General features: G+C 54.8%; 18 protein-coding genes. 17 read left to right on the top strand and 1 reads right to left on the bottom strand.

The genetic code is table 11. The features are described from left to right. Positions 1 to 8: 8 nt before the first annotated feature. The 4 genes from HOP44_RS05935 to HOP44_RS05920 all read left to right on the top strand — a co-directional run bounded on the left by HOP44_RS05935 (position 9) and on the right by HOP44_RS05920 (position 2,742). Positions 9 to 392, top strand: a complete 384-nt coding sequence (locus HOP44_RS05935; RefSeq protein WP_172251370.1) for a hypothetical protein — start codon at positions 9 to 11, stop codon at positions 390 to 392. Positions 393 to 425: 33 nt separating this feature from the next. Continuing rightward, positions 426 to 983, top strand: a complete 558-nt coding sequence (locus tag HOP44_RS05930; RefSeq protein ID WP_172251368.1) for an SMI1/KNR4 family protein — start codon at positions 426 to 428, stop codon at positions 981 to 983. A gap of 247 nt (positions 984 to 1,230) precedes the next feature. Then, a complete protein-coding gene (locus HOP44_RS05925) occupies positions 1,231 to 1,635 on the top strand; it encodes a hypothetical protein (RefSeq protein ID WP_172251366.1) in 405 nt (134 codons plus the stop codon). Between the two features lie 162 nt (positions 1,636 to 1,797). Continuing rightward, the gene (locus HOP44_RS05920; RefSeq protein WP_172251364.1) at positions 1,798 to 2,742 is read left to right on the top strand and encodes a hypothetical protein; all 945 of its coding nucleotides are present in this window, start codon (positions 1,798 to 1,800) and stop codon (positions 2,740 to 2,742) included. Between the two features lie 143 nt (positions 2,743 to 2,885). Here the strand turns inward: HOP44_RS05920 and HOP44_RS05915 are convergent, their stop codons facing one another. Next, the gene (locus HOP44_RS05915) at positions 2,886 to 3,362 is read right to left on the bottom strand and encodes a GNAT family N-acetyltransferase (RefSeq protein ID WP_172251362.1); all 477 of its coding nucleotides are present in this window, start codon (positions 3,360 to 3,362) and stop codon (positions 2,886 to 2,888) included. Between the two features lie 106 nt (positions 3,363 to 3,468). Here HOP44_RS05915 and HOP44_RS05910 point away from each other — a divergent pair, with 106 nt between their 5' ends. The 13 genes from HOP44_RS05910 (at position 3,469) to HOP44_RS05850 (ending at position 12,588) form a co-directional block, all read left to right on the top strand. After that, positions 3,469 to 4,017: a GrpB family protein gene (locus tag HOP44_RS05910; RefSeq protein ID WP_172251360.1), complete on the top strand. Its 549-nt coding sequence runs from the start codon at positions 3,469 to 3,471 to the stop codon at positions 4,015 to 4,017. Between the two features lie 45 nt (positions 4,018 to 4,062). After that, the gene (locus HOP44_RS05905) at positions 4,063 to 4,932 is read left to right on the top strand and encodes a GNAT family N-acetyltransferase (RefSeq protein ID WP_172251358.1); all 870 of its coding nucleotides are present in this window, start codon (positions 4,063 to 4,065) and stop codon (positions 4,930 to 4,932) included. Further along, complete coding sequence (locus HOP44_RS05900) at positions 4,929 to 5,174, top strand: HAD family hydrolase (RefSeq protein ID WP_172251356.1); 246 nt, start codon at positions 4,929 to 4,931, stop codon at positions 5,172 to 5,174. Before HOP44_RS05905 ends, HOP44_RS05900 begins: the two co-directional genes overlap by 4 nt. A 117-nt stretch (positions 5,175 to 5,291) precedes the next feature. Continuing rightward, complete coding sequence (locus HOP44_RS05895) at positions 5,292 to 5,495, top strand: zinc ribbon domain-containing protein (RefSeq protein ID WP_172251354.1); 204 nt, start codon at positions 5,292 to 5,294, stop codon at positions 5,493 to 5,495. Positions 5,496 to 5,616: 121 nt separating this feature from the next. Continuing rightward, a complete protein-coding gene (locus tag HOP44_RS05890; RefSeq protein WP_172251352.1) occupies positions 5,617 to 6,078 on the top strand; it encodes a DUF6882 domain-containing protein in 462 nt (153 codons plus the stop codon). A 44-nt stretch (positions 6,079 to 6,122) separates the two neighbouring features. Further along, positions 6,123 to 7,046 (top strand): aminoglycoside phosphotransferase family protein, encoded by a 924-nt coding sequence (locus tag HOP44_RS05885; protein ID WP_172251350.1) that lies wholly within the window; start codon positions 6,123 to 6,125, stop codon positions 7,044 to 7,046. A gap of 226 nt (positions 7,047 to 7,272) precedes the next feature. After that, positions 7,273 to 7,539 carry a hypothetical protein gene (locus tag HOP44_RS05880; RefSeq protein ID WP_172251348.1) on the top strand — a complete coding sequence of 89 codons (267 nt, stop codon included), beginning with the start codon at positions 7,273 to 7,275 and terminating at the stop codon, positions 7,537 to 7,539. Positions 7,540 to 7,840: 301 nt separating this feature from the next. Next, the gene (locus HOP44_RS05875) at positions 7,841 to 8,401 is read left to right on the top strand and encodes a DNA topology modulation protein (protein ID WP_172251346.1); all 561 of its coding nucleotides are present in this window, start codon (positions 7,841 to 7,843) and stop codon (positions 8,399 to 8,401) included. Between the two features lie 55 nt (positions 8,402 to 8,456). Beyond that, positions 8,457 to 8,663: a hypothetical protein gene (locus HOP44_RS05870; RefSeq protein ID WP_172251344.1), complete on the top strand. Its 207-nt coding sequence runs from the start codon at positions 8,457 to 8,459 to the stop codon at positions 8,661 to 8,663. 69 nt (positions 8,664 to 8,732) lie between these two features. Continuing rightward, positions 8,733 to 9,809, top strand: coding sequence for an NAD(P)H-dependent flavin oxidoreductase (locus tag HOP44_RS05865; RefSeq protein WP_172251342.1), 1,077 nt, complete (start codon positions 8,733 to 8,735; stop codon positions 9,807 to 9,809). A 164-nt stretch (positions 9,810 to 9,973) separates the two neighbouring features. Beyond that, complete coding sequence (locus HOP44_RS05860) at positions 9,974 to 10,861, top strand: class I SAM-dependent methyltransferase (RefSeq protein ID WP_172251340.1); 888 nt, start codon at positions 9,974 to 9,976, stop codon at positions 10,859 to 10,861. A 301-nt stretch (positions 10,862 to 11,162) separates the two neighbouring features. Then, positions 11,163 to 12,140: a hypothetical protein gene (locus HOP44_RS05855; RefSeq protein WP_172251338.1), complete on the top strand. Its 978-nt coding sequence runs from the start codon at positions 11,163 to 11,165 to the stop codon at positions 12,138 to 12,140. A 34-nt stretch (positions 12,141 to 12,174) separates the two neighbouring features. Continuing rightward, a complete protein-coding gene (locus HOP44_RS05850) occupies positions 12,175 to 12,588 on the top strand; it encodes a hypothetical protein (RefSeq protein WP_172251336.1) in 414 nt (137 codons plus the stop codon).

Below are 12,588 nucleotides of genomic sequence, written 5' to 3'. Positions count from 1 at the left end.
AATGGAATATGGACCACGCACAAAAAGACTATATCATATCGGGCAGCCGCGCAGAGCGTTACGCCTGTATCGAATACGCGCCCTCCCATGAGATTGAATATTACTGCTACGGCAGAATGATCGAGAATCGGATGCCGGCGCGGCTGGAATGGCTGCTGCACGAGCATGGGGAATTGGTCAGACAGGTTGTCTTGACTCTGCTTGACGATGTGGAGGAAGAAATCCGCACTTACGACCTGCGTCTGGAAAGTACGGGGCAGAAGATCTTCGATCTGACGATCATCGGCGAAGATCTTTCTTTCTTCACCCGGTATGCGCTCAGCGACGGTTATCTGGAGCAGTATCCCGGCGACGATCTGCCGAACGGCCCGGCGGAGAAAAAGTCTTCATGAACCTTCGACCATCGACAAGGGGAGGTGCAGCGGATGAACGCAGCGGCTATCGTTGAACGGTTTCGTCGTCACGGCGTTCGCTGCGACCGGGGACTGACGACAGAAGAGTTCCGGCAGATCGAAACGCTTTACGGACTGCGTTTTCCGCCGGATCTGCGCGAGCTGCTGACGCATGCCCTTCCTGCAGGCGAAGGATTTCCGGAGTGGCGCAATTTTTCCGTGAATAATCAGGTTCGGATTCACTCGCGCCTGCGCGCTCCGCTCGAAGGCATACTGTTCGATATCCGGCAGAACGCATTCTGGTACGAGGGTTGGGGAGAGCGTCCCCGTGAAACGGAAGCGGCCGCGGCTAGGGCGGTTCGTGAATATGCCCGCGTTCCCCGGCTGATTCCCATATATTCCCACCGCTATATGCCCGAGTCGCCGCATGAAGCGGGGAATCCGGTTTTTTCGGTCCATCAGACCGACATCATTTATTACGGAGCGGATCTGGACGAATATTTCGGTATCGAATTTAGGGAAAAAGAGTATGCGGAGATGAACGCTGAACGGATCAAGCCTATTGCATTCTGGAAAGACCTGGCGAGCTGATATGCAAAAAATATGGATCGTCGGTATTGTGGCCAGCGGCAAAATTTGGCCATGCTGAAGATGATGTTTCGCTGGAAAAACGAGTTTGAGCGCGCGCGTCCGGATTTTGAACAAAAGTTGGCTCGGTGCGGCACTAAAGTGCTGCGAATCACGGATCAAAAAGCGGCCAGGCGGCTGCTGGATCAGGTAGGGCCGGCTGGTCGAAGCGTCAAAAAGCAAAAATAGGCGTACGGGAGAGTGCGGAAGAATGCGGGTACACGACAACGAAATCATTTCTTATTTGATTAACCTTAAAGAAGGCGAAATCCGGATGAATACGGAATACGATAACGGAGTTGTGCGTTTCTGGAATGAACTCGTATTCTCGGACGTACAGGCCCATTATTTCGAAGACGAGCTGCCGGGCAGCCTGATTCTCGAGATCTCGACACTCGATGTGAAAGATCTGTTCTCCTGGCCGGATACGGTAGAGCTGTTGGAAAAAAGGAAAAATTACGGCTGGCCGATGAATTATGACACCTTGGAGAATCTGCAGAACCAACTGAAGGCGGAAGGATATAACGTTTACGTCATCTCCGCCTCTTACGGACTAAGCGGCTGGATCTTGGCCAAATCGTGCAGCGAAGCGGTGACGGGAGGGGAAGAATTGTGATTTTCAGAGAAAAAGCAGCCGACATCGCGGAACGTTTGGCTTTGAAGCCGCTGGTCGGCAACGAACACAAATATGGTCCGGACCTTGTGCCTCGGCACAGGTGAACGGATACATACGGATTGACTAGGCACGAAATCGTTGAATGGAATAGGAGAAAGATTTATGGGAATCAAGAAAGAAGTCGAGGGTCCGCAGGAGAGCCGCTTGATGCAGACGGATGAAGAAAACGGTCGATTCAGAGCTGTATCGGACGCAAAACCCAAAAGGAAGCACCGATTCTTGCAGCGCGTTCTGGCCGTATCTTTGCTTGCCGGTTTGTTCGGAGGTCTATTGACGGCCTGCAGGGAGGAATCGGCTGCTCCCGAAACCCATGCTGCTCAAGAACAAGGGCTTAGGCGTACATCGTCCATACATCGCGAAGCTGCGGCAGACGAGGATAAGGATTCGTCCGTCAAGCCGGCAGCTGTTTCGACAAAAGCAAGCGGCGTTTACCAGGCTGCCGGTGCCCGGGGAGTCAAAGAATCTGCGCTGATCCCTTACGGTTGGCATAAATTGAAGCAGCCGAATGGAGCGGAAGCCCGCGTACAAGGTGACATGAACCGGGACGGTGTTCCGGATCTTGCCATTGTGATCGAGCGGGATGCCGAAGAAGGAGAATCTCCGCCCCGCTCCCTGCTGCTTGCTTTCGGCCGCGGCGGAGAGACATTCAGTTTGTCTGTGATCGCGGAACATACGGTACTGAGCCAGGATGAAGGCGGCGTCTGGGGAGATCCTTTTCACGGGCTGACCATTGAAAGAGGTACTGTGGTGATCCGCCATTACGGAGGCAGCAATGATCGTTGGTATCGTACCGACCGGTTCCGCTATCAGGAGAAAGACTGGAAACTGATCGGGATAACGACCGGGTCTTTTTTCACAGGAACACAGACGGAACAAACAGCTGACGAAGCCGATTATAACCTGGTAACGGGCGATTATTCGATCAAGAAAACGGATGATAAGGGCAGAAGGCATGAGCAGAAGGGAAACCAGGGCAAGCGGGAGTTGACGAAGATCGAAGAATTCGATATCGAAAAGCGGATCGGGCAAACCCTGTATCAGGATTAGAAAAAGTACGTTGGAAACAAGCAGAGACAGTAGACCCCGGAACTGGAAAAAGGGAAGGGCCGGGGTCTGCGCCGTATTGAAGGCGATTGCCCAACATGCAAAGCCGCTCCGCCTGATCGACGACAGCTATCGGATTCGCCCGTTTACAGCTTCAGCACCGTAATCGGCTCTCCGTCGGTAAACTCGCCGTTGTCTCGGAAGCCGAAACTTTCGTACAGACGCTTGGCGTTCACATTATCGGCTTCATACGGAATCCAGCAGTAGGAAGCCGGTCCGGCGGGAAACGTACGGATGAACTTCAGGATTTTCGCCATCGCTTCCTGGCCGTAGCCGCGGTTTTGGAACCGTTTGTCGATCATCAGACGCATAATGCAGTAGCTGTCATCCACAATGGACGGAAGCTCGTAGCCGGTGTCGCCGTGAATGATCATAACGAATCCGACCGGTTCTTCGTCCGCGTAGATCGCAAACGGAAACGGGCGGCTTCCATTGGTGAGCAGCACGTAGCAGGAAGCGACGCTGGACAGATTCGAAGCCACGTAGCCTTTTTGAGTGTCTTCGACTTCCAGGTTAAAAATGGCGCGCCGGTTTTCCAGCGTGATTTTGCGGAGAGTAATCATGAATAAAGCTCCTTTGCTTACCGTTTTGGTCTTGCTTAGAATGAACAGATCCGAAGCAAATAAAGTTTTGTTTTTTTAAAATAGAAAGGTCAAAAGGAGCGATACCATGACCGAACAGTCAAACGATTGGCCGATCTGGGCGACGGAAGCGGTGGAGATCAAGCCGAGTAATCCCGCGTGGGCAGCCGCAGGGAAATGGGAGGCGGAGCATCTGCACAAGCTGCTGTCTCCGCACGGCGTGCGCGAGGTCGAACATATCGGAAGTACGTCGATCCCCGGCCTGCCGGCCAAGCCCATTCTGGATTTGATGGCGAAGATTCCTTCTTATGACCAACTGGAAGCCGTGATCGCGCGTTTACAACAAGAGGACTGGCATTACGTGCCTCTGGAGCTGGACGGGCACGAATGGCGGCGGTTTTTTGTCAAAGTGGAGAGCGATCGGCGCAAATGCCATCTGCATCTGATGCAAGAGCATGAGGAACGCTGGGATATTCAGCTTCGCTTCCGGGACCTTATGCGGCAGCAGCCGGAATCGGTGCGGCAGTACGCCGAGCTGAAGCGGGATCTGGCCGGGCGCTACACGGACGACCGGGAAGCCTACACGCGGGCGAAAAGCGGGTTTATCGAGAACGTACTGGGAAGAGAGCCGAATTGAGCGGCAAAGCCCGTCATTCAGCTTGAAAAAGAAAAGGGGTAACTCATGTCAACTTCCCGATCGCTGCTGCCGTCTCCCGCCCTGATCGAATCTGTCGAACAATCGGAGATTGATTATATGACCGACCGGATGCGGGCGATCCAGTCCCGGCCGGGCAATCCGGAAGGGATTGAGCTTCAAACGTTCGGCGGTGCGACCGCTTTTACCAGTGGAACGATGCCCTGGCCCGCGTTTAACACCGTCAAAGGACTTACGGATACGGATATCGGGCAGCTGGAGCCGATTCTGGAGTTTTTTCGCGCGAGAGGACGGAAGGTTCAGCTGGAAATCGTGCCTTCCCGGGTAGGACCGGACTTTCTGGGCCGTATGGCGGAACTGGGACTGTACGCTTCCGGTATCCACGCTTCCTTGATTGCACAGCCGCGCGAAATTCCGGACCGATGGTCCGGTTCCGATGCGAATCTTGACCGGATCGTTATTCGCGAGCTTCACGCGGGCGAAATGGAGACCTACGCCATGCTGCACTGCCGGGGAACGGGTCTGCCGGATCACGGCATTCTGCCTGTTCAACAAAATAACGAAGTGCTGCACGGCCGCGAAGGCTGGACCTTTCTGGTCGCGGAGTCGGACGGAACGCCTGCCGCGACCGCGGTCTTGTTCGAGCGCGATCGCCGTGCTTCGCTGACGTTTGCCGCCACGCTGCCGGAATTCCGCGGCCGCGGGCTGCATCGCAGATTGATCGAGCGGCGGATCGGCGAAGCTTTTTTAAGAAACAACGAACTTGTCGTTGGCCAATGCGCCTTCCTGTCGCAAAGCCACCGCAATATGGAGCACGCGGGCATGAGACTTGGCTATGTGCGTACGGCGTGGACCGAAGCGAACACTCATCCGGCAAAAGAAAGCGTACGGTCGTGATCCGCGGTATCCTGTTCGACCTGGACGGGACGCTGCCGGACCGGAACGGATATGTCTGGAAAGATGCCGTCTACCGGCAGTTGATCGAAGAAACGGGCTGGCCGCTGCATGCGGAGGAGCTGCTGGAAGACTACGTGAGCGGTTTCGGCGCGCACTGCATCGGGTTTGCGAATCTGATGGACATGCTGGGCGCGGCCTATGCAAAGAGGGGAAATATTCCCGGTACGGTGACGCGGAAATGATCGACGACGATCTGGTTCTGTATTTGACGAAGCGGCTGCGCTGATTTTTCTGCATATTTTTCCCTCCAGCGGGTAAAGAAGGAGAGGACGATAAAAAGGAACGGGGAGGAATCGGATATGGCTGAAAAAGGCTGCGTCAAATGCGGAAGTCCAAATGCCGAAACCAAAGAAGTATCGATGGCGGGAACCGGTTTGTCCAAAATGTTCGACATCGAACATAATCATTTTACGGTTGTCAGCTGCACGAACTGCGGATATTCGGAATTCTACAACAACCAGTCTTCCGCCGGGTCCAATCTGCTGGATTTGTTCTTCGGTTGAGCCTTCTGCAGCAGCGGAAATCGGACAACGAAAAGCCCGGGAGAAGATTCCCGGGCTTTTTCGGCGAACGAACGTTCGGCAGGAATAAGGAACACTACGAAAAAAGCATAAAGGAGCCTCTATGACACGCGAAGAATTCGGGGAATTTTTGCTTGCGGCCCGGCAGGAGCTGGCCGACAAGCAGGAGAAATTCGTAACGGAATCGAATGTAAGCGGCTATGAAGAATATTGGATCGATATAGCAAACGGCACGCTCGATTTTATCGAAGGAGAGGCCGGAAGAATCTCGTACGAGGTCATCTGTATCGGAACCTGGTCGGAGACCCAGCGCAGCTGGATGTGGGCCTGGGCGCACGAAAGCTTCCCGGCAGAGATTCGGCGGCAGTCGGCCGTCCTGCAGGAGCTGTCTGTCCGGACGAACAGTCCCGTTTTCCGCACGGAAACATTCGGATGCGAAGAAGCGCAGGCGATCGAGTTGACGGCAATGTCGGTGCGGCATCTGAACGCGATCGGCATGTACCGGATTCCGGGCGAGCAGGCGCAGTTGTATGTAGCCGTCATGAAGAAGCGCAGCCTCCAATAGCAGACGAGTTGGCGATTCAAGCCAGACGGAAAAGAGGAAAACCAATGACTGATTCCAACCCGGAATCCCTGATTCGCCGGCTTGCCGCCGAGACGCTGGGCAGCGAACCGGAGTCTGTTGAACGAATGACATTCGGACATCGCAATGTGGTCTACCGTGCCAGTGGCGCCGACCGTTCGATCATCGTGCGTACGAATACGGATCCTGCCGTCATGCGCGGGACCGCAGACAATATGGCCGATCTGCGCGAGCTGGGGATTCCGGTTCCGCGCATTCTGGCTTCCGATCTGCACAGCGGCCGCTATCCGTTTGCCTATATGGTTCTGGAAGAGATTCCCGGCCGCGATCTGCGCGACGAGCTGCCGGATATGACCGAAGCGCAGATGACGGCAGCAGCGGAGCAAGTCGTTTCGTTTCAGCGCGTGGCAGGCAGGATCCCGCGCGGTGAAGCGTTCGGCTGGGTACCGATCGGCGAACCGGGTCCGTTCCGCTCGTGGAACGAACTGATTGCCCGCGATCGGCAGGATCATTTTGCGCGCAGCGGGAAGATTGTCGGCGAGAAGCTGCTGGCGCTGCTCGACGATCGGCTGCAGCGGCTGAATCCGTATTTGGCGGCGGTCGAACCAATCTGTTTTCTCGACGATCTGACGATCAAGAACGTGATCGTAGAGAGAGGCGAACTGCGGGGGATCGTCGATTTCGACACGGTCTGCTACGGCGATCCGCTTTATTTTATCGCGCTGACCCGGACCGCGATCGTATGCGATATCGGGGAGCAGGCGCTTTTTTATACGGATGAACTGTGCCGGTGTATGGGTCTGGACGAGGCGCAGCAGCGGGCCGTCGACGTGTACGCCGCCCTGTTTGCCGGATCGTTCCTGGACACATGCCGGGAGAACGGCGACCCAGAAGCGGAGCGGCGGCTGCTGGAATATATGGAAAAATGGCTGGGAGAAGGCGGGACGTAAAGGACAGAAACCGCTACCTCCTACCTCCAAGACTTAGGAAGAAACGTTTAGATCGTAGGAACAATCTTGCATATACCGGGAGCAATCAGGCAGATTCAGTCAACGCACCCGTATAGGAAGACTAGGAGTTCCCGGGAAGCGGAGACGGGCGGGAGGCGGAGTGACTTCGAAAAAAGCTTGGGTGATCCTGCGGTGCGGGTAAACGATAAGATAAGGAGGGAGAACCATGGGAGTCCTCATCGCAATCATCCTGCTGATCGCCAATATCCCGGTCTACGGGTTCATTTTCCGGCATGGGTTCTCGGATGAAGAAGATTTCAACAAATCGGTCCGCTACTCGTTTACGCCCGATCTCTTTTCTTTGTTCAAAGGGAGATATATCGAAGACCGGATCGCGTCGGCCAAACTGTCTTTTTATATTTTCGTGTGTCTGGCGGTCGTCGCCGTTGAATTCGGAATCGTCTACGGGCTGATTACATGGATAATGGGGTAAGAGATCAGAAGATGACAGCGAGGCAGCGTAAGCCTAGTACCTTGTCAACACTAAAGGTACGGTTACGTTCCCCTGAATCGCACCTAAAGCGTGTGCGTTTCAGGAAAACGTAACCTGTGATTAAGAGTTGAAAGGGTACTAGGGAGGAATCTTCTATCCAATTATTATTCATTTGCAGCCGCATCGATATTCCCGACGACTACGGCTGCATGGACGAGGAATTAATCGGGCTGCTGAAAAATAGAGTTTCGGAACATATGGAAATTCCAGAAGACTTTTGAACCGAGACGGAGGAGACCAAATGCAAAAAGTGACGGTGATCGGCTCGCCTGGCTCCGGGAAATCGGTGCTATCGAGAAGGATCGGCGAATGTCTGGGACTACCGGTGGTCCATCTGGACAGTCATTACTGGCAGACAGGCTGGACGCCGACTCCGAACAAAGAATGGGACGAATTTCTCAAGGAAGCGTCGGAGCGGGAGAAATGGATCATCGACGGCAACTATACGAGAACGCTGGATATTCGGCTGCGGGCGGCGGATACGATCGTTTTTCTGGATATGCCAAGAATGCTCTGTTTGTACCGGGTGTTCAAAAGACGAATTATGTACCATGGCAAAACACGCCCGGACCTCAATGAAGGATGCGAAGAAAAGCTGAATGCCGGATTTGCTGTCTGGGTATGGAATTACAAGAAAAACACCCGCCCAAAAGTCCTGGAGGCGCTTAAGCGATATACGGATACAAAAGAAGTCGTTATTCTTCGGTCACGAAAAGAAGCTGCCGAATTTCTGAATCGGATACATACCCTGCAGCCTACAGGAAGCCATGATTTAACCCAATCCAACATCAGGAAGAAGTGAGCCGAATGTCTTTAACCGCAGGGACCGGACCGAAGATCATTACGCGCTCTGCACGGTGCTGACGAAGGAGCATAAACAAGCCCATCTCGACAAGCAGAACCTTGCGAATTACGACGAGAACGAACTGGGCGCCTACTATAACGGGTTTAACGATGCGCAGGAGGCCGAGGCGGGTTCGGAAATGCTGGAAGCGATCCGGGTGCTGCAGTTCAATCTGCGCGAAGCGGACGAGACTTCCGTTGTGCTGCTGATTCTGTCTTGAAAAAAAGATATCGAATCTGCCGACTGTACCCGGCTGAAAACAATCAATACCATCAAGGAGGATATTGCGATGAGTTTCTCCCACTCTACCCCGCTTTGCGAGCTGCTCGGCATCCGTCATCCGCTCGTGCTGGCGGGTATGGCAGGCCTCGCCAATATGGCTCCGCTCGTATCCGCCGTCTCCGAAGCGGGCGGACTGGGCACGCTTGGAGCCGCCTATCTGAAACCGGAAGAGATCCGAAGCCATATCCGTGCTATCCGGGAAATGACCGATGCGCCTTTTGCCGTTAACCTGTTCGCCCGTGTCGGTCCGGATGATCTCGGCCGCTTCGACGAAGTCAACGGGAAGCTGAATCCGCTGCGCGATTCGCTGGATCTGCCGCATCCCGTTCGGAGCGAGGTGCGCACGCCCGACCATTTTGAAGAGCAGTTCGCCGTATTGGTGGAAGAAGAGGTGCCGATTGTCAGTATCACGTTCGGGCTGCTGTCGGAAATTCATATGAACCGGGCGGAGCAAGCGGGAATGAAAGTCATCGCGACTGCAACGACCGTGGAGGAAGCGATCCGTGCGGAAAAAGCGGGCTGCCACGCCGTTACGGCGCAGGGCAGCGAAGCGGGCGGACACCGGGGCACGTTCGGTACGTCTTCCCGGCGCATGGGCGCAAACATCGGTACGATGGCGCTCGTTCCGCAGATCGTCGACCGTGTGGGCATTCCGGTGATCGCGGCGGGCGGCATCATGGACGGTCGGGGGCTTGCGGCCGCGCTGATCCTGGGAGCGTCCGGCGTGCAGATGGGTACACGTTTCCTGACCTCCCGCGAGTCGGGGGCGCATCCGGCTTACAAGCGGGCACTGCTTGCCAGCACGGAAGAAAGCACGATACTGACCGACGCTTTTTCCGGAAGACCGGCCAGAGGCATCGAGAATACGTTTATCCGCGAATGGAACGTAGGCGGCACGGTCCCTCTGCCTTTTCCGTCCCAAAATACGCTGACCCGGGAAATCCGCAATGCTGCCGCCCGGCGAGGCGACGCCGAGCATATGGCTTTGTGGGCGGGTCAAGGGACACGGCTGCTGACAGATGGAGATTCCGCGGCGGAGATCGTGCGTCAAACAGCCGAACAAGCCCGAAATCTGCTGGGTTGAATCACGAACGCGAAGGCCAGATCGTCATACGGCGGTCGGGCCTTCGTTTTTTTGCCTATCCAGCTGTGTGCAGGCTTGCCAGAACCCTCTTAATCGGTTATCATAGACATATTATATCTCTAATAGATATTATCCGATATCCGAAAGGTCAGGGTGAAGCGACAATGAAGCCTTTTTTTAATCCGGCAGTCTGGGAACAGGAATGGAAAGAATACGGAGACGGCGCGGCGGCCCGGATGAAACGTTCGGGAGTCGATCCGGCTACGGCATTCAACAGCAAAGCGCAAACGTTCAACGAGCAGTCGTTCAACGAAGAAGGCCGCAGACGCAGCGCACGAATCGTGAACTGGCTGGCAAGCCGCGGCATAGCGTTCGAAGGGGCATCGGTACTGGATATCGGCGCGGCATCGGGGGTATTCACGGTACCTTTTGCCGAGCGCGGCGCCCGCGTGACCGCATTCGAATCGTCGCCGCCGCAGGTCGAACTGCTGAAGCGGAACACGGCCCGTTTTACGGAAAGTCCGGTGCAGATCGTCTCGGGGGAATTCGAACAGATCGATATCGGGGAAAAAGGCTGGAATGAAGCGTTCGATCTGGTCTTCGTCTCGATGTGTCCGGTCGTACACGATTGGGAAAGCGTGAAGCGGATCTTGAGCTGCGCCCGCAAGTTCGCTTATATCAGCATGCCGTACAGCTCGTCGGAGAGCAGCCTGGTCAGCGAAGTCGTGCCGCTGATCACCGGCGAACCATTCCAGCCCAAAATAACGGAGATGAGTTATCTGCTGCATCTGCTCGGTCTGAACGGATACGCGTATGAGACGTTGGTGACCCGTGAACTCAAGACGACGCGGCATACGCCGGAGGAAGCGCTCAAACATACCCTCACTTGGCTGCGCCATCACAACCTGCCTGCGGATGAGCGAAGCCGAAGCATCGTCGAAGCGCATATCCAGGCGAATTATCCGCCGGACAGCGTGCAAATTTATGAAGGAGGCCGATTCGGCAAAGTGCTGATCCGGCTGCAGGACCAGAGTATGTACGTCGAAGAGTAACGCGACCCAAGTCCGTCCGGCCTGAATGTTCAGTCGAACATTCAGGCCGGTTTTTTGTGCGTCCACAGAAGAGGGGATATAATGGGGGGAATAAGGCGGCTAAGAAAAGAGTGGAAATAAGTGAGGAATCAGGCAAAGCGTTTGTTGGGTTTGGGATGAGAGATTTTACTGATGCAGGGCGGTACGTACGGGTTGATTCGGTACCGCAGTTCAAAAAAACATGCAGCGGTCGATCAAAAAGTTATTCTGCTTTTTGCAGGGCTTCGAAAAATCAATCTGCTTAACGACAAGGAGGCCGATCATGGCGGAGAAGATCAAACCTGAATTGTTTTTGTTAAGTAACGGCCTGTCCATCCTTTCAAGCTGCAAAAAAGAAACGGAGGATATCTGGCAGGCTCATTTCGGCGCGGCGGCGATCGGCAGTTATTTTTTCGTCAAAAATAATCGCTTGGATCCGGATGTACGGCAGCGCGTTTTGGTTCAAGCGCAAGAAATGGCCTATTCCGTATCGAAGAAAGATCGAGGGTTCGGCCTGGATCCAGACGTCCCGATCCTGAATCCGCTTGAAGCCGAATCGATCCTGTTAACGGCATTGGAGCGGACGATCGACGGTCTGCACTGGGTTGGCCACAATGTGATCTACAGTGCGGCGAGCCTATCGGCAATCCGCGAACTGGACGGTTGGGGAAGCAGGGAGCAGATTGCGGGCATCGCCGACCTGGTCGATTCGTTCGAAAAGACGATCCCCGGACGTTCATGGATCGGCTGTACCGCGTCCGAGGTGAAACGTTTGACGATCGATCCGCAGGACCACTTTCCGATTATTCGTACTCCCGAAGATTTATCGGGGTTCGTGCTGGAAGAGTTGGCTGCTTTTCCTGTCATTTACCGTGCGGAAGCCCATCATGACCTGATTGGCCATTTACTGACTTTTTCGCACGCATTGAATATTCTGTACGATCTCGGCCATCCGGAATTTTTCTATCGGGGAACGGTTCCGCTGTTCAAGTTGGCCAAAGCGCTGCGCGCCAGCCGCTGTATGTCTTCCATGGACACGATCAAGCTGGTGTCTCCTGTCGACCGACTGCCGCTGGAGCAAGCGAAACGCAGCGAACGGCTGCCGATCGACAGCGAATTTTGGAACAAGGATTACCGCGCAAGCGGTTGGGATTTCGGTCATGTTTTCAAATTTTCGTATAGTTTTTACGATCATCTTGCACGCGTAGAAACCGAGAAGTCGTCCTACACCGAAGCTTTTCGATCGATCCTTGTTCAATAAACGAGAAGGTAAGCCAAAAGGAGTGGATACGAAGATGACCCAAAAACTCGGATTTCGACAGATCACGCGGGCGGCCGCCGCTTCGCTTGCTTTGTTCCTGCCAGTCGCCTGTGCTTCGGAGCCTCAGTCTCGCACCGAGCAGATCTCCGTCACCCAAAACCCCACCGCGGCCGAATGGCTGAAGCTTGAAGAGCAGGCCAGCGTGTTCCAATACGAAGATGTCATTTATACAGCCGGCGTGTCTTGGGTGGACGAATTGGAGCTGAAGCGGAGCGAACGTCTTACGGAGGTGCTTCGACAAAACAGCGACGGCGATTCGTTCCAAAACGGAGATGCCAACCGCCTGAAAGCGGGAACTCCTATATATAGGGTGAAGGATCGGAGAGACGTTCTGATCGCGGAAACGCCGGAAGGCGATATTCGTTTGTACCAATTGGTCGAAGGGTAA

This window comes from Saccharibacillus deserti, from assembly GCF_013618475.1.
GTDB classification, from domain to species: Bacteria; Bacillota; Bacilli; order Paenibacillales; family Paenibacillaceae; genus Saccharibacillus; species Saccharibacillus deserti.
This window is presented reverse-complemented; position numbering and strand designations above follow the sequence as displayed.